This is a genomic window from Rufibacter radiotolerans (assembly GCF_001078055.1).
Classification (GTDB): domain Bacteria; phylum Bacteroidota; class Bacteroidia; order Cytophagales; family Hymenobacteraceae; genus Nibribacter; species Nibribacter radiotolerans.
The window spans coordinates 2,935,695-2,960,969 of the sequence record NZ_CP010777.1; the positions used below are offsets into that span (position 1 = coordinate 2,935,695).

The window sequence follows — 25,275 nt, forward strand, 5'->3', positions numbered from 1 at the left end:
CTTATTATCAATCCGTTAAAATTAAACACCATTTAAAGTCCAGTACCATCTAATAAAAAGTTAACAAAAATTTCGCACTGCCCTATTCTTTCCTAAATTTGGTCTCTTGTACCAACATCAATCTGCTTCAATGTCAGACCTTACCACCCCAAGTACCAAGTTTGAGATTCTGGACCGCAAAAATGCCGAGGCCCTTTTAGGAGGAGGCCAGGCGCGCATTGATGCTCAACATAAAAAAGGAAAGCTTACCGCCCGCGAACGCATTGACCTCCTCATGGACGAAGGTTCTTTTGAGGAAATAGGAAAGTTTGTCATGCACCGCTCCAAGGACTTCGGGCTAGACAAGGAGTACTACCTGGGGGACGGCGTGGTGACCGGCTACGGCACCGTGAACGGCCGCCTGGTGTATGTGTTCTCCCAGGACTTCACGGTCTTTGGCGGTTCCCTCTCTGAGACCCACGCCGAGAAGATTGTCAAGATCATGGATCTGGCCATGAAAAACGGCGCGCCGGTTATTGGCTTGAATGACTCAGGCGGGGCCCGTATTCAGGAAGGTGTGGTCTCTTTGGGCGGCTACGCCGATATCTTCTACAAAAACACCCTGGCCTCTGGCGTGGTGCCGCAGCTTTCGGGCATTATGGGACCGTGCGCCGGCGGGGCCGTTTACTCCCCTGCCATCACCGACTTTATTTTGATGGTGGAAGACACGTCTTACATGTTTGTGACCGGCCCTAACGTGGTGAAAACGGTAACGCATGAGACCGTGACCTCAGAAGAACTGGGCGGCGCCAGCACGCACTCTACCAAAAGCGGCGTGACGCATTTCTCCTGTGCCAATGAGGTGGTCTGCATCCAGAATATCAAGCAACTGCTCAGCTACATGCCGCAGAACTGCGAGGAACTCCCTCCTGCCGTACCGTATGAGGCCAAAGCAGACGAGACCCGTGCGGTTCTGGATACTATTGTGCCCGAGAACCCCAACCAGCCATATGACATGCGCGAGGTGATTGAAGGCATTATTGACGCAGACACGTTCCTGGAGGTGCACAAGAACTTCGGGGAGAACATAGTAGTGGGCTTCGCCCGATTGGCCGGCCGTAGCATTGGCATTGTAGGTAACCAGCCGGCCGTGTTGGCGGGTGTACTGGATATTAACGCCTCTACCAAGGCCGCCCGCTTCGTGCGGTTCTGCGACTCGTTCAACATTCCGTTGCTGGTACTGGAGGACGTTCCGGGCTTTTTGCCGGGTACCGACCAGGAGTGGCGCGGCATCATCACCAACGGCGCCAAGCTGCTCTACGCCTTCTGTGAGGCCACCGTGCCCCGCGTGACGGTGATTACCCGCAAAGCCTACGGCGGAGCGTACGACGTAATGAACTCCAAGCACATTGGCGCCGACCTGAACTACGCCTGGCCTACCGCCGAGATTGCCGTAATGGGAGCCAAAGGCGCCGCAGAGATCATCTTCAAACGCGAGATTGCCGCCGCCGAAGATCCTGAGGCTAAACTAGCCGAAAAAGTAGCCGAGTACCAGGCCAAGTTCGCGACGCCTTACCGCGCGGCGCACCGCGGCTTTGTGGATGAAGTAATCTATCCTTCAGAGACCCGGGCCAAGCTGATCAAGGCGTTCAAGATGCTGGAGAACAAGGTAGACCAGCTGCCCAGAAAGAAACACGGCAATATTCCGCTTTAGTAAAAAGACGTTAGACAATTGATTTGAGGTATTAGAAACCAAAAAGGCTCTTTCATCTAAGATCTAGCGTCTAACATCCAATATCAAACATCAAATTACATATTCTACTCCCGGTTGGCGGTGACAAAGCACCCCGGCCGTACTACTTCACCTGACAAACAACAATGGAGAGACCTTTGCTCCGCCTAAACAGAAAGCTATGAGAGAAGAAAGCTTTGAATTCCTTCAGACTTATTTAAACAACGCCGCTCCCACCGGTTTTGAGTCGTCTGGTCAGCAATTGTGGCTGGAGTACATAAAGCCTTACATAGATGAGTACTTTGTAGACACCTACGGCACCGTGGTGGGCGTGATTAACCCAGAGGCCGAATACAAGGTGGTGATTGAGGCGCACGCCGATGAGATTGCCTGGTTCGTGAACTACATCACCCCGGAGGGCTACATATATGTGCGCCGCAACGGTGGCTCAGATGCCTTGATCGCGCCATCTAAACGCGTGAACATTCATACCAGCAAGGGTACCGTGAAAGCCGTTTTCGGTTGGCCGGCCATTCACGTGCGCAAGATAGAGCAAGACAAAGCCCCCACCATTGAAACCATTTTCCTGGACTGCGGCGCCGCCAACCGCCAGGAGGTAGAAGACATGGGTGTACACGTGGGCTGCGTGGTGACCTTTGATGATGAGTTGTTCGTGATGAACGAGAAATTCTACGTAGGCCGGGCCTTAGACAACAGAATCGGGGGATTCATGATTGCCGAAGTAGCGCGTCTGCTCAAAGAAAACAAAAAGAAGCTTCCGTTTGGCCTCTACATCGTGAACGCGGTACAGGAGGAGATTGGCCTTCGCGGCGCGGAGATGATTGCCCACCGCATTAAACCCAACCTAGCCATCATCACAGACGTGACGCACGATACGCAGTCGCCGATGTATGAGAAGAAGACCAACGGCGATCTGCACTGCGGAAAAGGCCCTGTTTTAACGTATGGCCCGGCCGTACAGAACAACGTCTTGAACATGCTCATTGCGGTGGCCCAGAAAAACGAGATCCCGTTCCAGCGTGCCGCCGCCACCCGCGCCACCGGCACAGATACAGACGCGTTTGCCTATTCTTCAGACGGCGTGGCCTCAGCGCTTATCTCCCTGCCGCTGAAATATATGCACACCACTGTGGAGACCGTGCACAAAGACGACGTGGAGAACATCATCCAGCTGTACTACCAGTTCCTGTTGCAGTTAGAGTCGGGGCATGATTTCCGGTATATGAAATAAGCTGTTTTAGGCAAGTTTTACAGAAAACAGGTTCAAAACAGAAAAATAAGGCCAGTGGGGTTTCCAGACTTCACTGGCCTTTTCGTTTCAGGGCTGTTTTCCCTAAAACAGGCCCAAAACAGAACTGGTGATTTCCGACCGGAATTAAAGGCAGCTTAAACATTTTCTTGCTCTTCCTTCGTAAGTTGCAGTACCATGAAATTAACCACCCCACGGCTACTTTTGCGCGAGTTCCAGGAAGAAGACTGGCACTTCACCAACCTGTATGAATCTAATGAAGAGGTGATGCGCTACCAGACCAGCAACACCCGCACCAGCCAGGAAAGCCTGGAATACATACAGCAGTGCCTGGCAGAGGCCCAGGAAGATCCGCGCACCCTCTATGACTTTGCCATTGTGCTGGAGGCTACCGATATGCTTATTGGCCGCGTGGGCATGAAAGTAGACCATGACGCCGAAGAGGCTGTTCTCTGGTACATTCTAAACCGGTCCTATTGGAACAAAGGCTACATTTCTGAGGCAGCCACCGCCATGCTGGGGTTCGGGTTTGACCAACTGAACCTGCACCGCATCTGGGCAGATTGCGATCCGCGCAACACTGGCTCTTACCGCGTTATGGAGAAAATTGGCATGCGACGCGAGGCCCATTTCAAAGAGAATATCTTCATCAAAGGCGAGTGGTGTGATTCCTACGTGTACGCCATCCTGGACCATGAATGGAAATTAGTTAAGAGTTGAAAGTTAAGAGGTATGAGGTAGCAGCTATCTGGTTTACAACTACCCTCACAGGCCTCTACTAGTCAATTACATGAGGCACTATATATTTTACACCTTCCTCTCAAATCTTTTAACACATTCTTCTGCCCCAACTTTTCACTCTTAACTAAAAAAAGGTGCTTTTCACGGACCAAATGAACCGGCAGGTGGAGCTCCTGCAGCCACCGCAACGAATAATTTCTCTGGTACCTTCCCAGACGGAACTGCTGTTTGATTTAGGTTTGGGTGAAAAAGTGGTGGGCATTACCAAGTTCTGCGTGCATCCCAAAGCACAAGTCAAAGGGATTGCCAAAGTAGGTGGTACCAAAGACTTTAAGCCAGAGGTAATTGAGCAACTCAAGCCTGACCTGATAATCGGGAATAAAGAAGAGAATGACCAGGTGCTCATTGAGGCCCTTGAGCAGAGATACCCCGTCTGGATGAGTGACATCTACACGCTGCAAGATGCCCTCAGAATGATCTCTGGCATAGGCCAGGTGACGGGCGCTGCAGAAAAAGCAGAGGCTTTGGTGCAGGACCTTCAACAGAAATTTGCGGCGCTAGTGCCCGCCTTCCCTCCCATTCCCGCGGCGTATTTTATCTGGCGGAAGCCTTACATGGCAGTGGGCGGACATAACTTTATAGATGACATGCTCCAATGCTGCGGGTTTGACAACGTGTTCAAGCAAATTCCGCGGTACCCAGAACTTACCATAGACGCTATTCAGGCCGCCAACCCAAGACTAATTCTGCTTTCCTCTGAGCCGTATCCGTTCCAGGAAAAGCATCTGGCCGAGTTTCAGGCCATGTGCCCAGAGGCCCAGATTAAGATAGTAGATGGCGAAATGTTCAGTTGGTACGGCAGCCGATTGGCACTAACGGTCCCTTATCTGCACCAGCTGGTGAAAGAAGTTTCGCAGCTTTAAAAGAGAGGGCGCAAAAAAAAAAGCCCTTCCGCTTAAGGCAGAAGGGCTTTTATCTTTACAGAAGCTTGGCTTCGTTATGGTCTTGTTTGTCCGGGTTTAGCTAACTCGGTTTGCAGGGCTACAGCTTCAGACAAGTGCTCTTTCAGAACCGGAAGAATCTGGTCAATAAAGGCTTGCACGTCTTTGTCCGCTACCTCTTTGTCCGCTTTCTCATATACGGCTACGGCTTCTTCATAGGCTTTCACCTCTGCTTCGGCAAACGACTTGTCAAACTCAGCACCTTTTTTGGTCTCTAAGCTATCTACAATGGCTTTCTTTTCAGTACCCATCTCGGCAGGAAGCTTCACGTCTTTCTGCTTGGCAATATCTGCCAATACCGGCGTGGTTCTGGAGTGAACATGGTAGATTTTTTGCCCTAAAGCACCTACGTCTCCAGACTTTGCCTGGTCGCCGGCCATCATACCCGCCATTAATTGAAAGTTATCTGTAGTAGCTGCCTCTTGCAGGAATTTCTCCACTTTTACCTGATCTTTGGCGTACGCCTCTTTGTCTACGGTGTTACAAGAAACCATTCCTAAACTACCCAGCACAAAAGAAGAAGCGACTAACCAAATATTGGACTTTTTCATAGTTGTATTTTTTAGTAACTGCTTGTTGTAAGAGTTATTATAACGTTAAAACCGCTCAGTTGTTATAAAAGTTCATTACCATTCTATTTAACACTTACTGCAGAGCCATTTACAATATATAAAAGTTATATTTTTAACCACGGAAAGCAAAATTTAACAGCCCTATTGCATTTAAACCCACATATCACTTTTCTCACAAACACCTCTTTTAAATCAGCGGTAAATGTTAAAGTTTTCTAGCTGCTTAAACTTAAAAACCACCCGGTTGGCAACTGTCTAACAGGCTGCCCGTTCTTGGGTTTGGTGGCTGTCAATTCAATTATGTTAGCTTCTGACCAGCCATCTACTCCCTAAGCATTAATCCTTAAAATTGAAAAGAACCAAGGAGAAACCTGACCGGCATTCATTTACCGATCCCCAGGGTTTCCCTGTTTAGTTAAACCTCAGAAGTATGGCAGATAAGAAAATAGGCTGGGCCATTGTGGGCCTGGGAGAATTCGCGACGAAGCAGCTGATCCCTGCGTTTGGGGTATGCAAGAAATCAAAACTGGTGGCCCTGGTGAGCGGCCATCCCGCCAAAGCCAGGCGCATAGCCGATGAGTATGGCGTGGACCCGCAGCATATTTACAACTATGAGAACTATGACACTTTACGGGACAACCCGGAGGTAGACGTCATCTACATTGTTCTGCCCAACAGCCTGCATGCTGACTTTACCATCAGGGGTGCCCGGGCCGGCAAGCATATCATGTGCGAAAAGCCTATGGCCACCAACGTGAAAGACTGCGAGGCCATGATCGTGGCCTGCCAGAAAGCCGGCAAGAAACTCATGATAGGCTACCGCGCGCAATATGAGCCCTTCAACCTCAAAGCCATAGAACTGGCCCAGAGTGGCGCTTTGGGCAAACTGAAAAGCATCACCGCTGATCATGGCCGCATTTTGGATCCCTCCAAGCCTCTGGATAAATGGCGGGCCCAAAAAGAACTGGCCGGCGGCGGCTCTTTAATGGACATTGGCATCTACAGCCTGCAGGCCGCCCGCTACCTGACCGGCGAAGAACCCATTGAGGTCTCCGCTTTGATCCACAGCACCCCCAATGACCCACGGTTTAAGGAAGTAGAGGAGACTGTGCATTTCACACTTCGGTTCCCCAGCGGTGTGTTGGCCAACTGCACCTCCAGCTACGGCTACCATGACACCAAGCGCTTTCAGGTATTTGGGGCAGAGAAAACGCTCACCCTTGACCCCGCCACCGACTATTATGAGCACAAGCTTATACTGGAAGGGGAAGACGGTAAACAGGAATTGAAAATAAAGGAGGAAAACCAGTTCGCGCTGGAGATAGACCATATGTCTGAATGCATCCTGGAAAACAAGACACCCAAAACGCCCGGTGAGGAAGGTCTGCAAGACGTGAAACTAATGATGGCCATCTATGAATCAGCCGCAAAAGGCAAACCGGTGAAGATTAGATAAGAATTAGTTAAGAGTTAAAAATTAAGAGTAAAAGTAGAGGGCTCCGGGGAGTAGCAGTAGTTGCTAGTCCCCGGAGCCCTTTCTTAATTACTTTTCAGATAACCGTTTATGGGCCGTTTTTGGCAAAACTCAACCAAACCAGCTCTTAACTTTTAACTCTTAACAAAAGAAAAGCCTGCTTTCTGCAGCTCGTCCCAGTAGCGCGGATACGATTTGCGCACCACTTTGGGCTCGTCTATGATCACCGGGTATTTGAGGGCCAGCGGCGCAAACGCCATGGCCATGCGGTGGTCTTCATAAGTATGGATGGTGGGCTCCGTTTCGGGCTTGTTTGGCAAAAACACCTTAAAAACGTCTGGGGCAATTTCGCGCAGCTCGGCGCCTAGTTTTACCAACTCAAACTGGAGCGCGGCAATGCGGTCGGTTTCTTTGATGCGAAGGCTCTCCAATCCAGTCATTTCCACTTCCACCCCTAACCCGGCGGCCAGGGCAGCCACGGTCTGGGCTAGGTCTGGGCACGCGAAGAAATCTATGCGGGCAATGGGTTCCTGCACCGCGCTCTTGGTCAGGCGCACGCCGGTTTCCGTGAATTCGGTCTGCACGCCAAAAGGCTCCATCAAAGACGGCAGCACGCTATCGCCCTGCAAAGAATTTGAACGAAGCGCCGGCAGAAAAATATCGGCCTCTTGGGCCAAAGCCACCATGCTGTACCAGTAACTGGCCGCCGACCAGTCAGACTCCACCGTGAATTCCTGTGCCTGGTATTGCTGGTGGGGCACCGTGATCTTCTGGCCCTCAAACGTGGCTTGCACGCCAAAATGCGCCATCTGCGCCAACGTCATTCTAATATAAGGTTCTGAGCTGATCTTCCCTTTCAGGGTCAGTTCCAGTCCCTGCGGCAGCAAAGGCCCAATCATGAGCAACGCGGAGATATATTGGCTACTGATATCTGAGCGTACGGTCAATTGATAGGTGCCCGAGGCCTCAAACCCCTTCATCTGCAGCGGCGGGTAGCCTTCCTCCCCCAGGTACTCAATCTTGGCGCCCAATTTCCTCAGCGCATCTACCAATACGCCAATGGGCCGCTGGCACATACGGGGCGTGCCCGTAAGGGTCAGTTGCTGGCCGGTGGCTGCGTAGTAAGCCGTTAAAAAACGCATGACCGTTCCTGCATCTTCGGCGCTTACCTCTGCCCCGGCCTTAGAGGAAAGCAGGCGGTTGAGCAGTTGGGTATCATTGGCGTCTGACAGGTTATGGATAGGGAAATCATGACCGCTGAGGGCCCTGATAATAAGGGCGCGGTTGGCCTCACTCTTGGAGGCGGGCAATTGAAAGATTCCGTGCAACACCCCGGAAGGGTGAGACACGCGCACGGCGGCAGCTAACATCATAAAGAATGGTAATAACGCAAGGCGCTTTGCACCTCAGGTAAGGTAATGGGTTTGTCATATACGGCTTCACCAATCTTCTGTAGCAGAGTGCAGTTGATGGTGGTGCCGCTGTTTTTCTTATCATGCAGGCACAGGGTGCTAATGGCCTGCAGGTCTGCCTCCTGCAGAATCACTTTCTCATACACAGACAGCACAAAGGTCTCTATCTGCTCCAGTTCCCTTTGAGACAGCAGGTTGCGCTGCACCGAAAGCCAGGCCTCGCAGAGCATACCCACGGCAATGGCCTCACCGTGCAGCAATTGCTGGCCGGACTTCTCCAGGAAAAAGCTCTCCACGGCATGCCCGATGGTATGCCCGAAATTGAGGATCTTCCGCACGCCGTTTTCCAGCGGATCTGCCGTTACCACCCGGCTCTTGATATCTATGGAATGCCGAATCAGGTCGGTCCAGTCTTCGGTGAACATGCCAATGTAACGCTGCTCCTGAAACATGTCGGCGTCCATGATGAGCCAGTGCTTGATCATTTCGGCGTAGCCGGATTTCATCTGGCGCAAATCCAGGGTCTTGAGAAAGTCTGGGTTCACCAGCACGGCCATGGGCTCCCTGAAAACGCCCAGGTGGTTTTTAAAACCCATGAAATCTATGCCGGTTTTGCCGCCTACGCTGGCATCTACCTGGGCCAGTAATGTGGTAGGCACGTTCACAAACCCAATGCCCCGCTTGTACAGGCTGGCGCAGAAACCGCCCAGGTCAGTAAGTACCCCGCCGCCTAGGTTCACTACCATGCTCCAGCGGTCCAGCCCCTGCTCGGTAAGGGCGCGCCACACTAGTTCACAGGTAGCCAAGTTCTTGTTCTCCTCCCCGCTCTGTACCTGCACCACGTGGTGGTCTTGAGGCAAGTAGGGCTTTAGAATAGGGTAGCAGTGCCGGAAGGTGTTTTCATCTACCAGCACTACGGTTTTCTGCAAGGCCCGGTGCGGCAATTGCGTTTGCCACCGGCCCAGGGCGTCTTTGCCTATGAATATTTCCTCGGTCACAATTCTTCAATTTTAAAATCGTTTTGAAGCCGTTTTCGCAAAAACAGGCCTAAAACGGAATGAACTTCTAAAGAAGGGAATGGAAACGCCCACATCAAAGTAAAATGTGCAGAAATTGAGGCGATGGCCGTTATACCAACCCGGCAAGTGTAGTTCCCCACCGCCATATACAGGTAAATTGCCGTATGTAAGGGAAGATTCTGGCAAAGAAAGCGTGCGTTTAAAAGTAGCCCGGAAAAGTGATTTTTATCAGTTCCCTTTTTTTGTTTGCTTGCACCGGAATATCGTACTTAGATAACTAACAACCGTTTTTACCTTATCTTTGCCTACCCTAACTGTAGCATCTACCCTATATGATAACGGCACCCAAAGTATCCTTTGAAGACACAGCTATTGCCTTCGCTGACAAGTCAGACGCAGAGCTGTATAAAACCTACCTCCTGTTTGCGGCCATGAACAACAATTCATTGGTGAAGATGGGCGGCGGCATGATCAACAAAGCCCTTAGCTGGAAACTCCCCGTGAAATACCTGATCAAGAAAAGCATCTTTGAGCAGTTCTGCGGCGGCGAAACCATTCAGGAGTGCAAGCCTACCATTGAGCGCCTGGCCAAATCGGGTATTGGCACCATCCTGGATTACTCCGTGGAAGGCGAAAGCAACGAGGGAAGCTATGACCACACGGTGCAGGAAATTCTCTCCACTATTGAGATGGCCGCCCGCAATGAGCATATCCCCTTCTCGGTGTTCAAGACCACCGGCCTGGCAGACCCAGAGCTGCTGGCCAAGGCCCAGACCGACCAAGAACTGACTCTTGAGGAGAAAGCCGCCTTTGGTCGCATACGGGCCCGGGTGAAAACCATCTGCCAGAGCGCCTATGAGCATGGGGTACGCGTGTTCATTGACGCCGAGGAAAGCTGGATGCAGGAGACCATTGACCAACTCTGCTATGAGATGATGGAGCTCTACAACCAGGAACGGCCCATTGTCTACAATACCTACCAGCTTTACCGCCATGACCGCCTGGACGTGATCAAGCGTGACTATGACCGCGCCCTCAAGCATGGCTATTACTTCGGGGCTAAACTGGTGCGGGGCGCCTACATGGAGAAAGAGGCCCGCGTGGCCCAGGAGAAAGGCTACCCTAACCCTATTAACCCTACCAAACAGGCCACCGACGATCTATATGATGACACCCTGCGTTTCTGCGTGGAGCACATTGACCGTATTGCCATCTGCGCCGGTACCCATAACGAGCACAGCTGCATCACGCTCATGGAGCTGATGGAGCAGCATGACATTCAGCCAGATGATGAGCGCATTTATTTTGCGCAGCTGTTAGGCATGAGTGATAACCTGTCTTACAACCTGGCGCACGCCGGCTACAAGGTGGCCAAGTACGTGCCCTATGGCCCGGTAGAAGCCGTGATGCCGTACCTGCTGCGCCGCGCAGATGAGAACACCGCCATTGCCGGCCAAAGCAGCCGCGAGTTCTCCCTGGTGAAAAAAGAGTTGGAACGCCGCCGGCGATAGGCATTCGCGTAAAATAAAGAAACCCGTTTCGGGGCCGTTTTATGGAAAACGGCCCCGAAACGGGTTTCTTTGGTACCAGCCCAGGAGTACTTTTGGCACCGGCTAAAAAGAAAAGCGTCTCTTACGCAAACCGTAAGAGACGCTTTTCATCTTGTCCTAGTAAGGCGTGCTTTCGCACACCACTAATTACTGAGCAGTTGTGCCAGTAGTGGCAGCAGTTGAATCAGTAGTAGTAGTGGTAGTAGTAGAAGCAGCAGTAGTATCTACAGTTGCATCAGCAGCTGGCTCAGTTACTTCTGTTGTAGACTCAGTAGTTGTTTCAGTAGTTTCAGCAGTTTTAGACTCGCAAGAAGCGAAAACGAACATACCAGCAACTAGGGCAAGAGAAAATACCTTTTTCATTTTGGTGAGTTTTAAAGTGTTTTAGCGTTAATTTCACCCTTTATACCACTACCCCCCGGTAGGTAACCCACTGTTTTAAGATTTTTTTTATTTTTTTTCTTTGGGTTACTAATCCCCTGAAACTGTATTAATTGACAAGCATGAGTAGTAAGGCCATGGCAACTGATGCCGCCATTATAGAAGGAATTCTACTGGACGATGAGGCGGCATTGAGTAAGTTATACAAGCTCCACTTCCCTATGGTGCTGTTCTTTGTGCAAAGCAACAACGGCACCGAGGATGACGCCAAAGATATTTTTCAGGAGGCGGTCATTGTTTTCTATGAGAAGATACGGGCCCGGCAACTGGAGCTTAACTGCCAGGTCAAAACCTATCTGTACTCTATCTGCCGGCGGCTATGGCTCAAAAGGCTGGCCCGCAACAGCAGGTTTAGTCACGTCATGATAGAAGACACTGAGTCTGCGGTGGCCCCAGAGGGAGACCAGGACGCGGAGGTGGCCGAACAGAATGAATTGAAGTTTGAGGCCATGGCCAACGCCCTGGCGCAATTGGGGGAACCCTGCAAAACCCTGCTGGAAGATTTTTACATCCATAGCCTGGGCATGCCGGAGATCACCCAGAAGTTTGGCTACAACAACGTTGACTCGGCTAAAAACCAGAAGTACAAGTGCCTGATGCGGTTGAAGAAATTTTTCTTCCTGGACTATCAGATACCTTCTTAGGCACCATGATTGCGTACATACAGGCATCTGAGCAAATGCACACCTATATATGAGTGACAGGGAATTATTAGAACTGATAGAGCGCTACCACCAACACCAGGTAACGTCTGCTGAGCGCCAGGCACTGCAAGAGCAAATGGCCTCTGACCCGGTTTTTGCCCAGAAGGTGCGGGAAGCCCAGCTTTTCCATACTGCTTTGCAGAACCATGGCAAGCAAAAGTCTTTGCGTGACCGCCTTAACCGCCAGCACCAAACCTGGAAACAGGAAAACCAGGTGGCGGCCCCCGTGCCGGTTTTACGCCGCCGTACCCCTATGCAGATTTTCATGCGCCGCTACGGTGCCACCATGGGCGTAGCCGCCACGGTGGCCATTGTCACGGTGTTCAGCAGCTTGTTGGGCATGGAAATGTGGCGCAATGCCACCAAGCAGCAGACGGCCCGTTACGTGGAGCTGAGACGGGAGGTAGATGCGCTTAAACGCCAGCAGGACGCGCTGCTTAACACCACTTCCACTTCGCCAAGGGCGGCCACCATTAACCCCGGCCAGTTTACGGGTACCGGCTTCGCCCTTACCTCAGACGGATATTTTGTGACCAGCTACCATGTGATAGAAGGCGCAGACTCGCTCATGATCGAAAACAAGAGCGGCACCAAATACAAGGTAGAGGAAATCTATTCTGACCAGGTGCGTGACCTTGCCTTGCTGCGGGTAACCGACACGGCCTTTACAGGCTTCGGGAAACTCCCCTACTCCTTTAAAGCAAAGGAAACCGAGCTAGGCGAAAAGGTATTCACCCTGGGCTACCCTAGAGAAGACGTAGTGTTTGGCGAAGGCACCTTGAGCTCCCGGTCTGGCGTGTACGGTGACACCGCCTCTTACCAGATCTCCATCCCTTTAAACCCCGGTAACAGCGGCGGGCCATTGCTGGATGACCGCGGCAACATGATTGGCGTGATCAGCGGTAAGATGCTGGGTGTAGACGGCGCGGCCTTCGCGGTAAAATCTGCCTACCTGCTTACCTTGCTGGAGCAGTTGCCTGAGCACCGTTTGCCTAAGCCAATTTCCCTGCCAAAAGTGAACGCCCTGGCCGGTACCAGCCGTCCGCAGCAACTAAAGAAGCTCCAGGATTTTGTGTACATGGTGAAAATATATAACTAAGCTAAGTTCCTCTGGTTTAGGCCTTCTTTCCTGAAAACACCCTTAAAACGCCCGTGCAACCACGGGCGTTTTTCTTTTGCTCTTTTCCGGACCTTGTAACTAATACTGATTGATTGCGTTTATCAAAGCTCTGATTGCTAGTTGCCGGTTTTGCGGCTGGCACTGTAATTACTAATATGTTACATCTACTAAACATTAAACAACGAACTATGGAAAATCGCACCGAAAACAACTCAAGAATGATGACGGGTATGTTCAGAGATAGAGCTAGCGCGGAGCGTGCGTACAACGCATTGCATTCCCGTGGCTACAGCAAAGACGATGTAAACGTGATCATGAGCGATGACGCTCGCAAGCGCCATTTCTCAGATGACGTGAACAATGACACTGAACTTGGAAGCAAAGCCCTTGAAGGTGCTGGCGCAGGTTCTGCCATTGGTGGTACCCTTGGTGCCATTGTTGGCGCTATTGCCGCTATTGGTACGTCTGTGGCGCTGCCAGGCTTAGGCCTTATCATTGCAGGACCGTTGGCAGCTGGTCTGGCTGGTGCCGGAGCCGGTGGACTAACTGGTGGCTTACTGGGAGCCCTGGTAGGCTCTGGTATTCCTGAGGAGCGTGCCAAAGTATATGAGTCTGGTATTAAAGAAGGTGGAATTGTAATGGGCGTTACTCCGCGTAATTCGGAAGATGCAGATTACTTTGAAAACGAGTGGCGCACCAACAGCGGTGAGCATATCTACCGTTAATATATAGATACCCCTCCGTAAAAATCCCCGGCTCTACCCAGAGCCGGGGATTTTTTTTGCGCTATTCTTTTCTGTTTTCGACCTGTTTTACGGAAAACGGGCCCAAAACAGAAATTAGCTTATTTCAACTTCAACCTGATGGGCAGGGTCATGCGCACCGGCACGGCTCGGCCGTTCTGGCTACCGGGTTTCCAGCGCGGCATCTTTTCTACTACCCGCACGGCCTCTTCCTCGGTTCCGTACCCTAGCCCTTTGAGCACCTGTACGTCATTGATCTCCCCGGTCACTGACACCACAAAACTCAAGACCACCGTTCCTTCCACGCCCTGCGCCTGGGCCGCCTTAGGGTACCTGATGTTCTTGCCCAGGTAGGCCATCAGCTTTTTCATGCCGCCCTCAAACTCCGGCATATGCTCGGCGCTTATGAATATCTGGGTGGCAGCCGCGGTAGGTTCCCCGGAGCCAGTACTGTTACCACCGCCGGTGCCCTCACCGGGCAAAGGGTTCCCAATCTCCGTTTCTCCATCGCCTTGCGACGTAGTTAATCCTGAATTAGCCTTCTGCAAATCCTCCTGCGTTGGGATATCATCCACCACCGGGGTTTGATTGTCTACCACTTTAGGGGTGGTGTTCTTTACGGTAGGCGCTGTGGCTTTGGCAGCAGCTGGTTCAGAGGCTTTTTCCGGGGTTACCTCTTTCACAGGTGGTAGGACAACCCTGGTCATGGTAATGGTGCATCCCGTGCTTTGCTGTATACTATTCTTTTTGCCGGCCAGCAGGTTGGCGATCACGGGGGCAGAGAACAAGAGCACGAAGAACCCTATGGCATACAGCAGGGCCTGGCTGAGGTGCTGGTGGTAGATTTTGCGCAGCACATAGGCGCCGTAGGCTTTGTTACGGCCCTCAAAAATCATGTCTTCTAAAGAGATGGCAATGGCGGTATTGGGTTCCATGGCTTTGGGGTTTTAGGTGAGGTCTTGTTTCCCACATGATACCCGTGCCCGCTGTTTTCCATACCGCTGCGCAGATTATTTACATTTCTTCTGACCTGCCGTTCTGGCAGAAAAGGCCAGAAGAAACAAAAACCAATCTTCTATTGTTAAAATTTTACACTCAGAATGCATAAGTACTGCCATGTTCTGCTTACTTGCATTTCTTTTCATAAATAAATTTCTGCGCCACACCTTTCTGGAACAGGTATGCGTTTAAGAAAAGTGCTCCTAAGAATTAGGCACTACTTTTGCATTTAGATTTAAAGACTTTACTTACAATACTATATGTTTTCATTAAAAACTAAATTGGTCGCGTTGGGCACTGCCGCCTCTGTGGTGTTTGGTGTTACCTCCTATAAACTCCTGGAACCCCAGGGAGAAGTGCGGGACCAAAAGACCGAGGTGCTTTCTAAAGTCCTCTTGCAGGGACTTAGCTCAGCCCACTACGCGCCTGAAAAACTAGATGATAATTTCTCCAAAAAAGCCTTCAAGCTTTACCTGGAGCGGTTAGACTATAATAAGAAATTCCTGCTTAAGTCTGACGTGGACCAACTCATGGCCTACCAGACCCAGCTGGATGATGAGTTCAAGAACGGTTCCTTTAAGTTCTTTGACCTCTCTATGTCCCTGTTTCAGCAACGCCTGAATGAGGCGGAAAGCTATTACAAAGAGATTCTGGACAAGCCTTTCAACTTTGATCAGGAAGAAACCATTGAGGTGAAACCTGAGAAACTCAAGTTTGCGTCTTCACCGGCCGCCCTGAAAGAGGAATGGCGCAAGTACCTGAAATACCAGGCGCTTATTAGGGTGGCAGACGCCATAGACAGCCAGCAGAAAGCAGATACCGCCGGTTCTAAAGAACCTAAAAAAACCCCGGAAGCCATTGAGGCCGATGCCCGCAAAAAGCTGAAGGAGAACTATGATGACCTCTTTAAGCGCATGAAGCAATTGGAGAACGAAGACTGGCGGTCTTCTTACCTCAACTCCTTTGCCAACATCTATGACCCGCACACCGAGTATTATGCCCCTAAAGAGAAAGAAGACTTTGACTTTGAGTTCTCTGGAAGGTTAGAGGGTATTGGCGCGGTACTGCAGGAAAAAGACGGCTTTATCAAAGTATCTGAGATCACACCGGGTAGTCCTTCTTACCTACAAGGCGAATTGAAAGCCGGTGACATGATCCTGAAGGTAGCCCAAGGCAATGACGAGCCCGTAGACATCCAGGGCATGCGGATTGACAAGGCTGTTTCCCTGATCAGAGGTAAAAAAGGCACCGAGGTTCGCCTGCACGTGAAGAAAGTAGACGGCTCCATGAAGATCATCCCTATCATTAGAGATGTGGTGGTGCGCGAAGAAGGCTACGCCAAATCACTGCTGATCAAAGGACCTAAGCCTATTGGCTACATTCATCTGCCTGCCTTCTACGCCGACTTTAAAAACGCCGGTGGCCGCAACAGCGGAAAAGACGTAGCGGCTGAGGTGCAGAAACTGAAGCAGGAAAACGCCGCCGGTATCATCCTTGACCTGAGAAACAACGGTGGTGGCTCTTTGCAGGATGTGGTGGACATGGTAGGGCTTTTCATTAAGTCTGGCCCTGTGGTGCAGGTAAAATCTGCCAATGGCCCGGCCGCTGTGCTGGATGACCGCGACTCGCAGGTTCAGTTTGGTGGCCCGTTGGTAGTGTTGGTGAACGAGAACAGCGCCTCGGCGTCTGAGATCATGGCCGCCGCTATCCAGGACTACAAACGTGGTCTTATTGTGGGTAGCAGCACCTACGGAAAAGGAACCGTTCAACAGTTCTTTGACCTGGACCAGGTGCTTCCGGCCTCTTTTGACGGTGTAAAACCATTAGGCCACTTAAAGCTCACTACCCAGAAATACTACCGCATTAGTGGTAAAACTGTGCAGCTGCGCGGCGTCACCCCAGATGTGCTGTTACCAGATACCTATACGTACCTGAAGTACGGGGAGAAAGAACAGGAATACGCACTGCCGTTTGATGAGATTCAGCCGGCTAAGTTCACGGCCTGGTCCAGCCCTAACTTCTCTATTGAGAAATTGAAGGCCACTTCCAAAGCCAGAGTAGACAAAAGCCCAACGTTCTCTCTTATCAACCAGACGGCTCTTCGCCTGAAAGAAAGAACCGAGAACTCTACCCGCTCCCTAAAGCTGAGCACGTATTTAGCCGAGGAGCGCAAGAGCCAGGAAGAGTCTAAGAAACTGGATGCTGTGCGTAAAAACATTCCGCAGTTAGACGTGGCAGGCCTGAAACCTGACGTGACCAAACTTGCCGGAGATACCGCAGCCAGCGCCCGTTTCCAGGCCTTTACCCGCAACGCCAAGAAAGACCTCTACATTCAGGAGGCGGTAGCCATCATGAGAAGCGGTTTATAAGCTGTAAAGAAAGTCTAAAGTAAAAACGCCGCTACTGGTTTCAGTAGCGGCGTTTTTTATGCGTTTTCGTGAAAACGGCCCTAAAACGGCTTAGCCTCTCATCTTCCCGAACGCCTGCTCCAAATCCCTGATCAGGTACTCGGGGTCTTCCAGCCCAATGTAAAACCGCACCAAGGTAAAGGGCAACGCAGATTTATAATTGCCAGACTTGTAGGAAGCCGCCGCCGGGTAGATCAATGATTCATGCCCGCCCCACGAGGCCGCCATCAAAAAGTGCTGCAGACTGTCACAGAACCTGTCTACTTCTTCTATGTGGTCGGTGCGCAGGCGTATGGTAAACTGCCCGGTGTTGTTGCGCATCTGCTTTTTGGCCAGGTGGTACTGGGGGTGTGACGGCAGGAACGGCCAAATGATCTCTTCCACCTCATGCCGTTGCTGCAGATACGCCACTACCTGCCGGGTAGTCTGGGCAATCCTTTCCATGCGCACCGGCAAGGTCCTTAATCCCCTTAAAAGAAGCCAGGCATCATTCGGTGACAGCACGGCCCCCAGGGTCATGTACTCGGTCTCAAAGATCTGGTTTATCATTTCCCGGGATCCGCACACCACCCCGCCCATCACGTCACTATGCCCGCCAATGTACTTGGTAGCAGAATGTACCACCAGGTCTACGCCCATGGCCGCCGGGTTCTGAAACAAGGGAGAGGCAAAGCTGTTGTCTATGACCGTGGTGATGCCCCGTTCTTTGGCCATGGCCGTTATGGCGGCAATATCCTGTAGCTCAAAGGTAAAGGAATTGGGGCTTTCCAGATAAATCAGGACGGTGTTCTCCTGCATGGCCTGGCTGAAGTTCTGGGGGTCTGCCCCATCTACCATGGTTACCTCTACCCCAAACCGGGGCAGAAAATGATTCATCAATTTATTGGTCCAGGTGTAGGGCTTCTTCACGCAGACCACGTGGTCTCCTGCTTTTACCCTAGAGATAACCGCCGCCGTCACGGCCGCTATGCCGCTACCAAAGGCAATGGCGTGTTCCGTACCTTCCAGCGCGGCCAGCTTTTTCTCCAGCATGTCAACGGTGGGGTTGTTGCCGCGGGTATAAAAGTCTACTTCAGCCTCATGCTCCAGTGCAAACCGCATTTCTGCTACGGTTTTACAGGCAAAGTTGCTGGTTTGGAAAATGGGAGGCGCCACCGCATTGAAATACGCTGAGCGGTCTTCCCCTAATTCATTCAGGATGTAGGATATGTCCATGCCGAGTAGGAAAGTTTCTTCCTTCTACTGCCAGCCGCTTTCCAGGGTTTTACCAAGGCACGCACAGATTTTGCTGTAAACAGAAAGGACCTGCCCATGGGCAGGTCCTTTCTGTTTACAGGCACTAGTTTGGTTAGAAACGGATGCGAAGGTTTGCTTCTACCTGCGGATCTGGCTTGGCCAAGCCGTTATGTTCTTTGGTAATGTCAAAAGAGGTAGTGAGCTGAACGTTGTCTTTCACGTTGATACCGGCGTTCACGTTCCAGGGAGCGGATTTATCAAACTGGCCCCGGTAATTCACACCACCCGTCAGGAACTTCACGTTCGCCATGGTCCCAAACTGGTACTCCTGGGTTCCGCCTTTCAAAGCTTGGTTCATCAGGAAGGAGGGAGTGATGCTGATATCCTGGGCCAGGTTAAGCTTATAACCTGCGGTCACCAACAGTTCTCTCACGCCTACGTGCTCTGCGCTTTCCACCAGGTTGTAGGTAGGCTCCAGAATACTGGCAACGGTAGCACCGGCGTAGAAATTATGGATTTTCAGCCACATCCCGGCATCCACATCGGGCCGAAGGTCATTGTCATGGCCAATCATTTTCTTTTCCTGGTCTACGGTCATCTCCGCCAGGTCCACCTGCATGTACTCGGCGGCTAGCTGGGCCCCGAAGGAAAGGCTGCTTTCAGTACCTAACCTAAAGCGTTTGGCGTAGGTAAAGCCAAGTTTACCTAACCAGTACGGGCCAAACTGGTCATAGATCCCAATAACTCCAATCCCGTTAGGGTTACTGTCATTGATGTTGCCTTGGTAATGTGCAATTACAGACAAAGGAGAGGAAGAGGCATTTCTTCTGATAGAGTTGAGGTGGCCATTCACGCCAAACTCCCTTCTCTTATCGGCTCCGGCGAAGGCCGGGTTCAGGTAAAAATAATTTTGCTGATACACACGGGGTATAACCATTCTTTGGGGATTATCCTGTGCTTGGGTAATACTTGCAGACAATAATAGCAGGCTGAAAGCAACAACTTGTTTCAGATTCATGTTATTTTTTAATGGTTAATAAAGGATTTCCAGTCACGTTTCTCCCGCTGGGCCTAGACAAAGGTACTAGCGAAAGATGTGGAAAGAACCTCCTTACCAAAAATAAAGTTCATAAAAACGTAACCCTATATATTCAAAAAATCTAATAATAAAAAATAAACCGGACTATACGCGTAGGTATGGCATTTTGGGGGTTACATTTTTTAGGAGGAGTAAAAACTTTTTTTTGGGCGCTACCTTCCTAGACACATAAAAGCCTCTAGGTATAAGAGTTTACCCAGAGGCTTTTTTCTCAAAGGCCATCTTAACTCCCAGAAAGATTCTCCAAAAACGGACTAAAAACCTCTGGCTGTATCATCCCCCCGGGGGTCTGCCCCACCTTCCAGGGTTCCGTTAGGCAGCCGTAAGATTCCTTCCACCGCCCCATAGGGTCTGCGTTCCTGCAAAACATGACCCCGTTGCTGCAATGCCTCCCGTACGGCGGAGTCTAAGGCGGCAGGCTCCGCTTCTATTCTATCTGGCAACCATTGGTGGTGGAAGCGTGGGGCCGTCACGGCGCCCTGCATGCTCATGCCGTGGTCTACCACATTCAAGATAGCCTGAAACACGGAGGTGATGATAGTGGAGCCACCGGGTGTTCCTATCACCATGAATAGTTTCCCGTCTTTCTCCAGAATGGTTGGGGTCATGGAACTGAGCATTCTTTTGCCGGGGGCAATGGCGTTTGCCTCCCCTCCTATCAACCCGAACATGTTGGGTATGCCGGGTTTAGCACTGAAATCATCCATCTCATTGTTCAACAGAAAGCCCGCACCCTCCACCACTACCTTAGACCCATACCCGCCGTTTAACGTGGTGGTTATGGAGGCCGCGTTCCCCCATTGGTCTACTATGGAATAATGGGTAGTCTGGTCACTTTCCTTCACCAGCAACTGGCCCGCCGCTACCTGGCTGGAAGGGGTAGCCTTTTCCATGGAAAAAGAAGCCATCCGTTTTTTAAGATATTCCGCATCTAACAAACCAGAGACGGGCACTTTCACAAAATCGGGATCGCCTAAGTAAGTAGCGCGGTCTGCGTATACCCGGCGCTCGGCCTCCGCCATCACGTGCACCGTGTTGGCCTGCTGCCAGCCCCAGCGGGAAAGGTCATAGGGCTCCACCATCTTAAGCAACTGCAGCAAGGCAATGCCGCCGCTGGAGGGGGCTGGCATGGAAATGACCTTGTAGCCGCGGTATGTACCAGAGATGGCCTGGCGCCACTTGGCTTCATACTCTTTTAGGTCTTGGTGGGTAATAATACCGCCTCCGCGCTGCATTTCCTTTACCACCAGGTCGGCGGTTTTGCCTTCATAAAAACCGGCCTGGCCTTTATCTCTTATCCGTTCCAGGGTGCGGGCCAGTTCCGGCAGGGGGAGCACATCACCTTTCTGCCAGGGGGTTTCCCGCACCAGCCCGGTTTTGAATTTATTGGCTTTGATAAACTCTGCTTTGGAGGCATTGAGCATGCGGGCTTCGCGGTCTGTTAAAACAACTCCCTTCTGGGCCAGGTCAATGGCAGGCTGCACCACCTGCGCCCAGGGCAGGCTGCCCAGCTTCTGGTGGATGGCCACCATGCCGGCCACGGCGCCCGGCACGCCCACGGCCAAATGCCCCAAGGTGCTGGCATCTGCCACCACGTTTCCCTGGGCATCTAAATACATGTCACGGGTGGCGGCGCGAGGCGCTTTCTCGCGGTAGTCCAGGGCTCCTACCTCACCGTCCTGCTTGCGGTACACCAGAAACCCGCCTCCGCCAATGTTCCCGGCCACGGGGTAAGCCACGGCCAGGGCAAAACCAGTAGCCACGGCAGCGTCATAGGCATTGCCGCCTTTCTGCAGGATTTCCAGCCCTATGCGTGAGGCCTCGGGGTGGGCGCTCACCACCATGCCCTGCTTTCCGGTCTCCCCTTTTTCCTTTAGGGCGGAAGACACCGAAGGGCCACTAGGTTTACAGCCGCTTAGCTGTACAAAAAGCCAGAGGAACAGAACAGGGTAAACGGAGAATCTTTTCATATTAGTTTGGGGCAGTTTTCTGAAAAACAGGCTCAAAACGCAAAACGAGCCGGCAAGACAAGTAAGGAATTTACAAGGCATAAAAAAAGCCTGCCGGAAATTATCCGGCAGGCTTTCTGGTATAGGTAAACCTAAGAGATTAGTTCTTGATGATTCTGGCCTGGTAGGTTTTGTCTCCTGCCTGCACCTTGATAAGGTACATACCGGCGGCGGCACTGCCTAATTGCTTGGTCAGTTGCTTGTTCAGAACGTCTGTAGAACCGGTAGAACGGCCTACCACTTCGCCACGCAGGTTATACACCACCGCAGACAAATTGCCTTGTGACGAAACACCAGCAGGCAATTGCAAGGTTACCGCACCCGTGGTTGGGTTAGGCGTTACCCTGAACGAGGCTACTTTCTCTTCGCGTACTCCTAACAGATCATTGGCGGTGAAAGCAAATCTGGCATACACCGGCAAGTGATCTGAGGTAGTGGTAGCGTAGCTGTTGATGTAAGCGTTAGGGTCTTCAACAGTGATAGAGTTTGGCATATAATCATCTACCAGCTCATTAGTGATAGTGATATGATCCAGGAAGCTGTTAGAGCTTGGGAAAGAATAGGCTCCGCTCTGGGCCAGCTGATAGGTAAGAACTTTGTATTTCTCCACGTCTGTCACAAACGAGTTGTAGCTTGACACGCCACCGCTGTTGATAGAACCAAACACGTTGTCATTGTAGTCTCCCAACAAAATCACGTTGTGGTCTTTATAGTAGGTATCCAGGGAATCTTTCAAGACTCTGATATCAGCTAACCTGCGGTTATAATCTGTAGAAGAAGAACCAGACTTGGCGTGGATGTCAATTACTCTTATGCGCTTGGTGATACCGTCTACGGTTACGTCAAATGTGCCCATGTAAGGCAATCTGCCTGAAGACCAGAAATCATCATCAATCAAGGTAGTGGTTCCAGCCACAGCTTGTCTGTAGAGGGCTTCAAACATAACCCTGAACCCTACTGGTCTCACGGTGGCGGTGTTGTAAATGAAACCTACCTTCTGGGCTGGGAATGGTGTGGTAGAAGAATTAGGCTTGATGGAATAAGAATACACCTGCGAGATGCTTTTCGCATAACCCGGCATGGCGGCTAACACCTGATCCATAGCTGGTTCTTCAGACAACTCCTCCACGGCAATAATGTCCATGTTCAGTTTTTGGAACACCTTGGTCACGTTCTCAATCTGCAAGGGATCATTGGTAGGGCCAAATTCACCGGTGCCGTCTTTGATATCTGAGGCGAAGAACTCCACGTTGTAGGTAGCAATGTCAAACGTCTCAGACCGAAGAACGGATGAACCAGACACCGTTGGTCCATTGGCCGTGAAATTGCCCACAGAGCCTGCAAAAGCAAGAGCTCCGGTATAGCTTAATTGCTTAGCCGTTGGAGCAAAGCGCGCATATACTGTAGCACCGGCCTCGGCGGTAGCCGAAGGCACCACAATAGAAGAAGCGAAGGTGGTATTATCTGCAGAAACCTGGAAGCCTGCCGGAGCGGTGATGGTGATGTTACCGTGCCCTAAAGTAGTAAACCTAAAGCTTTGGCTGGCAGACACGGCATTAGGCGCGGTCTCGGCAAAAGTTAAAGCGGTAGTTGGGATTAAAGATGACGTAGTAACGCTTTCAACTTTATAGTCATCAATTTTCCATTCTGAGGTATTCCCGCTACCACCAGCGGTAGTCTGGTAAACAAAGGCCACGTAAGTAGTCGCTGATTTATAAGGAGTCAGGTTGATACCGGTAGATTGTTTCCAGGTACCGGTAGCGGTAGGGAAATCACCTTCAATCTCAGTCCAGTCAGCGGCATTAATGGTTCCTGAGCCATTATAAGTGGTAGAAACAAACAGTTTCAACCCTGGGCCGGCGAAGAACTTTCTGGCATAGAAAGACAGAACTGCAAAATCAGACATGGAAGTCAGGTCCATGGCCGGAGAGATTAACCAATCATTGCTTGGCGTATTTGTATCTGAAAAACCGTTCATCACGGCAGCGCCCGGGGCGGAGTTTGGACCTGTGGAGGTGTACATCCAGCTATTGGCAGGCCCTGAAACGTTCACTTGGGTCCAACCGGAGTTGGTCAGGAAGTTAGGGTCATTGAAGTTTTGCACCAACGGATTAATTCCTGTTCCCGTCAGGTTTACCATCACGTCCTGGGCGCCGGTAGAGGAATGGATGATAGTGCCGGTGCTAGCTACCAAACCAGTTGGCATGAAACGAACAGACACATTGGCTCCTGCAGTAATTTCGGCTGGGGTGAAGGTTAAAGCGGTGGTTCCGAAAGTGCCTACGGTGGCGCCTTCGCCTTTTGCTATTTGGAAAGGACCGGTTACGGCCACAGTTACATTGCTGGTTAAGCTGGCTCCCGTTACTGTGTAAGATTTAACGGCAGACATTTTATTAACCGCCGTTGGAGAGAAGTCAAGGCTAGATACAGAGGCGTTGATGCTTGGCGTGGCTACCGCAGCAGTAGTAAAAGTCCAGGTGCTGCCTGTGATGCCCGCAAAGAAATTGCCGGCGGCATCTTTAAAGGCGGTATTCGCTACTGTCACCGTGTAGGTGGTATTTGGCTTTAACGCAAGGTTACGTACCGTTACTGTTGATCCGTTATAAACAGTTTCAGGGTCATTTGCTGCCCGTATAAGGCTTTCTGTGCTGGAGGAGATAGTAACAGTACCCGTACCGGCCACTACAGGCTCACTGAATGTCAGAACTAAATCAAGGTCTGTAGAAACGTTGGTGGCCGCGTTGGCAGGCGTTCCTGACACAAACGTTGGAGGGGTAGTATCAGCCACTGAAGTTCCAATTACTTCCCCCCAGGTAGTACCAACTTTAATAGCATCTAATGTTAAGGTTGGAGCACTAGTTGCGGTTCCTTGGCGTAAGCCTATGGTGCCTAAATTAGCAGGGTCAGTTCCTGCGGTAGCGCTCACGTAATTTGTTGTGGGCTCAGCTGCTCCCAAAACTGGGTTGACAAATAACTCTACCACGTCATTAGAGCTACCAGTCACAAAATTGTGTTTCAGGACCACTAAATACGTTTGGTTTAGTACCAATACCTCAGTACCATACACAGGAGACGTAGAGGAAATACTTGCCCCTAGAAGAACGCCACCCGTTGTGCTCTTAGCAAATACCCTTGGCACATAAGTGCTACCCATAGAAGCCGGACCTAAGTGAAAGAAGTAATCACCTGTAGCTTGAGCAGCGCTAAAGTTCACCAGGAAAGAGGTATAAAGCGCGCCGCTGGTATAGGATGTTCCAATTACCTTGTTTACGTCTTGCCCGGTGGTAACTAAATTTACCGCCTTACCTACGCCAGAACCAGCTAAATTAAGATAGCTTAATCCAGTTGTGGAAACCTGAATTGGATTAGTGGTTGTGGTACCGGTAAGTGCCCATCCTGTTTGAGTCACTAATTCTGCCCCGCTTGCATAAGAGAAGTCTTCTTGCAGTGCCTGCCCATAGGCCAAACCACTACTGCCCATTAGGAGGAAGCTAGCCAGCAGTAAGCCTAGTTTGTGTAAATGTTTTACCATAAAAAGTATAAAGTTTAATTGGGATTGAAATACAAGGAGAAAAGAGGTGACTTACTCAACCTACTTACTTACAAGGGTTAGTGCTTCGTATGCCGTTGACAAAAGTAACCATTCCTTCTCAAGCCAATGTTATTATTAAGTAAATTATTTTCCGGTTTACAGCAAGGCCTTTCAAGGTATCTTTACTCTACTTTTTCTGTCTAAAAGCCCTTCAATCCATTATTTTTAGCAATA

At 50.8% G+C, this 25,275-nt stretch carries 19 protein-coding genes; 10 read left to right on the forward strand and 9 right to left on the reverse strand.

The window, feature by feature from the left end:
- The first annotated feature begins 130 nt into the window (after window positions 1-130).
- The 4 genes from TH63_RS12085 to TH63_RS12100 all read left to right on the forward strand — a co-directional run bounded on the left by TH63_RS12085 (window position 131) and on the right by TH63_RS12100 (window position 4,645).
- Entirely contained in the window at window positions 131-1,693 is a 1,563-nt protein-coding gene (locus TH63_RS12085; protein WP_048921153.1) for an acyl-CoA carboxylase subunit beta, read from the forward strand.
- 199 nt (window positions 1,694-1,892) lie between these two features.
- Window positions 1,893-2,963, forward strand: coding sequence for a M42 family metallopeptidase (locus TH63_RS12090; RefSeq protein ID WP_048921154.1), 1,071 nt, complete (start codon window positions 1,893-1,895; stop codon window positions 2,961-2,963).
- A 195-nt stretch (window positions 2,964-3,158) separates the two neighbouring features.
- On the forward strand, window positions 3,159-3,701 hold the full coding sequence (locus TH63_RS12095; RefSeq protein WP_048921155.1) for a GNAT family N-acetyltransferase: 543 nt from the start codon (window positions 3,159-3,161) through the stop codon (window positions 3,699-3,701).
- Window positions 3,702-3,856: 155 nt separating this feature from the next.
- On the forward strand, window positions 3,857-4,645 hold the full coding sequence (locus tag TH63_RS12100) for a helical backbone metal receptor (RefSeq protein WP_316931919.1): 789 nt from the start codon (window positions 3,857-3,859) through the stop codon (window positions 4,643-4,645).
- A 74-nt stretch (window positions 4,646-4,719) separates the two neighbouring features.
- Here TH63_RS12100 and TH63_RS12105 read toward each other — a convergent pair whose 3' ends face one another.
- Entirely contained in the window at window positions 4,720-5,274 is a 555-nt protein-coding gene (locus TH63_RS12105; protein ID WP_082161668.1) for a DUF4142 domain-containing protein, read from the reverse strand.
- A 451-nt stretch (window positions 5,275-5,725) separates the two neighbouring features.
- Here TH63_RS12105 and TH63_RS12110 point away from each other — a divergent pair, with 451 nt between their 5' ends.
- Window positions 5,726-6,751 (forward strand): Gfo/Idh/MocA family protein, encoded by a 1,026-nt coding sequence (locus tag TH63_RS12110; RefSeq protein WP_053093801.1) that lies wholly within the window; start codon window positions 5,726-5,728, stop codon window positions 6,749-6,751.
- A 152-nt stretch (window positions 6,752-6,903) separates the two neighbouring features.
- Here the strand turns inward: TH63_RS12110 and TH63_RS12115 are convergent, their stop codons facing one another.
- Complete coding sequence (locus tag TH63_RS12115; RefSeq protein ID WP_048921158.1) at window positions 6,904-8,139, reverse strand: 3-phosphoshikimate 1-carboxyvinyltransferase; 1,236 nt, start codon at window positions 8,137-8,139, stop codon at window positions 6,904-6,906.
- Window positions 8,139-9,179 (reverse strand): 3-dehydroquinate synthase, encoded by a 1,041-nt coding sequence (gene aroB / locus TH63_RS12120; RefSeq protein WP_053093802.1) that lies wholly within the window; start codon window positions 9,177-9,179, stop codon window positions 8,139-8,141. The genes TH63_RS12115 and aroB overlap by 1 nt, the downstream gene beginning before the upstream one ends.
- Window positions 9,180-9,532: 353 nt before the next feature.
- On the opposite strand from aroB, the gene TH63_RS12125 reads away from it, so the two are divergent.
- Window positions 9,533-10,711, forward strand: coding sequence for a proline dehydrogenase family protein (locus tag TH63_RS12125; protein ID WP_048921159.1), 1,179 nt, complete (start codon window positions 9,533-9,535; stop codon window positions 10,709-10,711).
- A 186-nt stretch (window positions 10,712-10,897) separates the two neighbouring features.
- On the opposite strand, the gene TH63_RS19980 is transcribed toward TH63_RS12125, so the two are convergent.
- Entirely contained in the window at window positions 10,898-11,113 is a 216-nt protein-coding gene (locus tag TH63_RS19980; protein WP_076606476.1) for a hypothetical protein, read from the reverse strand.
- Window positions 11,114-11,253: 140 nt separating this feature from the next.
- On the opposite strand from TH63_RS19980, the gene TH63_RS12130 reads away from it, so the two are divergent.
- From TH63_RS12130 to TH63_RS12140, 3 genes are all read left to right on the forward strand, one after another.
- Entirely contained in the window at window positions 11,254-11,835 is a 582-nt protein-coding gene (locus TH63_RS12130; protein WP_048921160.1) for an RNA polymerase sigma factor, read from the forward strand.
- A 49-nt stretch (window positions 11,836-11,884) separates the two neighbouring features.
- Window positions 11,885-12,994 carry a S1 family peptidase gene (locus TH63_RS12135; RefSeq protein WP_048921161.1) on the forward strand — a complete coding sequence of 370 codons (1,110 nt, stop codon included), beginning with the start codon at window positions 11,885-11,887 and terminating at the stop codon, window positions 12,992-12,994.
- A gap of 209 nt (window positions 12,995-13,203) precedes the next feature.
- Window positions 13,204-13,740, forward strand: a complete 537-nt coding sequence (locus TH63_RS12140; RefSeq protein WP_048921162.1) for a hypothetical protein — start codon at window positions 13,204-13,206, stop codon at window positions 13,738-13,740.
- 119 nt (window positions 13,741-13,859) lie between these two features.
- Here TH63_RS12140 and TH63_RS12145 read toward each other — a convergent pair whose 3' ends face one another.
- On the reverse strand, window positions 13,860-14,693 hold the full coding sequence (locus TH63_RS12145; protein ID WP_048921163.1) for an energy transducer TonB: 834 nt from the start codon (window positions 14,691-14,693) through the stop codon (window positions 13,860-13,862).
- 324 nt (window positions 14,694-15,017) lie between these two features.
- Between TH63_RS12145 and TH63_RS12150 the strand changes: the two genes are divergently transcribed.
- A complete protein-coding gene (locus tag TH63_RS12150; protein WP_048921164.1) occupies window positions 15,018-17,126 on the forward strand; it encodes a carboxy terminal-processing peptidase in 2,109 nt (702 codons plus the stop codon).
- Between the two features lie 90 nt (window positions 17,127-17,216).
- Here TH63_RS12150 and TH63_RS12155 read toward each other — a convergent pair whose 3' ends face one another.
- The 4 genes from TH63_RS12155 to TH63_RS12170 all read right to left on the reverse strand — a co-directional run bounded on the left by TH63_RS12155 (window position 17,217) and on the right by TH63_RS12170 (window position 25,041).
- The gene (locus TH63_RS12155; RefSeq protein WP_048921165.1) at window positions 17,217-18,380 is read right to left on the reverse strand and encodes a trans-sulfuration enzyme family protein; all 1,164 of its coding nucleotides are present in this window, start codon (window positions 18,378-18,380) and stop codon (window positions 17,217-17,219) included.
- A 133-nt stretch (window positions 18,381-18,513) separates the two neighbouring features.
- A complete protein-coding gene (locus TH63_RS12160) occupies window positions 18,514-19,419 on the reverse strand; it encodes a PorP/SprF family type IX secretion system membrane protein (RefSeq protein ID WP_076606477.1) in 906 nt (301 codons plus the stop codon).
- 335 nt (window positions 19,420-19,754) lie between these two features.
- Entirely contained in the window at window positions 19,755-21,470 is a 1,716-nt protein-coding gene (gene ggt, locus TH63_RS12165) for a gamma-glutamyltransferase (RefSeq protein WP_082161821.1), read from the reverse strand.
- 139 nt (window positions 21,471-21,609) lie between these two features.
- Window positions 21,610-25,041, reverse strand: coding sequence for a choice-of-anchor J domain-containing protein (locus tag TH63_RS12170; RefSeq protein ID WP_082161670.1), 3,432 nt, complete (start codon window positions 25,039-25,041; stop codon window positions 21,610-21,612).
- Window positions 25,042-25,275: the final 234 nt, after the last annotated feature.

Coding starts and splice junctions, on each gene's coding strand:
- TH63_RS12170 (WP_082161670.1), bottom strand. CDS start 25,041: ATGGTAAAACATTTACACAAACTAGGCTTACTGCTGGCTAGCTTCCTC.
- TH63_RS19980 (WP_076606476.1), bottom strand. CDS start 11,113: ATGAAAAAGGTATTTTCTCTTGCCCTAGTTGCTGGTATGTTCGTTTTC.
- TH63_RS12125 (WP_048921159.1), top strand. CDS start 9,533: ATGATAACGGCACCCAAAGTATCCTTTGAAGACACAGCTATTGCCTTC.
- TH63_RS12160 (WP_076606477.1), bottom strand. CDS start 19,419: ATGAATCTGAAACAAGTTGTTGCTTTCAGCCTGCTATTATTGTCTGCA.
- TH63_RS12090 (WP_048921154.1), top strand. CDS start 1,893: ATGAGAGAAGAAAGCTTTGAATTCCTTCAGACTTATTTAAACAACGCC.
- TH63_RS12135 (WP_048921161.1), top strand. CDS start 11,885: ATGAGTGACAGGGAATTATTAGAACTGATAGAGCGCTACCACCAACAC.
- TH63_RS12140 (WP_048921162.1), top strand. CDS start 13,204: ATGGAAAATCGCACCGAAAACAACTCAAGAATGATGACGGGTATGTTC.
- TH63_RS12145 (WP_048921163.1), bottom strand. CDS start 14,693: ATGGAACCCAATACCGCCATTGCCATCTCTTTAGAAGACATGATTTTT.
- TH63_RS12155 (WP_048921165.1), bottom strand. CDS start 18,380: ATGGACATATCCTACATCCTGAATGAATTAGGGGAAGACCGCTCAGCG.
- TH63_RS12105 (WP_082161668.1), bottom strand. CDS start 5,274: ATGAAAAAGTCCAATATTTGGTTAGTCGCTTCTTCTTTTGTGCTGGGT.
- TH63_RS12130 (WP_048921160.1), top strand. CDS start 11,254: ATGAGTAGTAAGGCCATGGCAACTGATGCCGCCATTATAGAAGGAATT.
- TH63_RS12095 (WP_048921155.1), top strand. CDS start 3,159: ATGAAATTAACCACCCCACGGCTACTTTTGCGCGAGTTCCAGGAAGAA.
- TH63_RS12115 (WP_048921158.1), bottom strand. CDS start 8,139: ATGTTAGCTGCCGCCGTGCGCGTGTCTCACCCTTCCGGGGTGTTGCAC.
- ggt (WP_082161821.1), bottom strand. CDS start 21,470: ATGAAAAGATTCTCCGTTTACCCTGTTCTGTTCCTCTGGCTTTTTGTA.
- TH63_RS12085 (WP_048921153.1), top strand. CDS start 131: ATGTCAGACCTTACCACCCCAAGTACCAAGTTTGAGATTCTGGACCGC.
- TH63_RS12110 (WP_053093801.1), top strand. CDS start 5,726: ATGGCAGATAAGAAAATAGGCTGGGCCATTGTGGGCCTGGGAGAATTC.
- TH63_RS12150 (WP_048921164.1), top strand. CDS start 15,018: ATGTTTTCATTAAAAACTAAATTGGTCGCGTTGGGCACTGCCGCCTCT.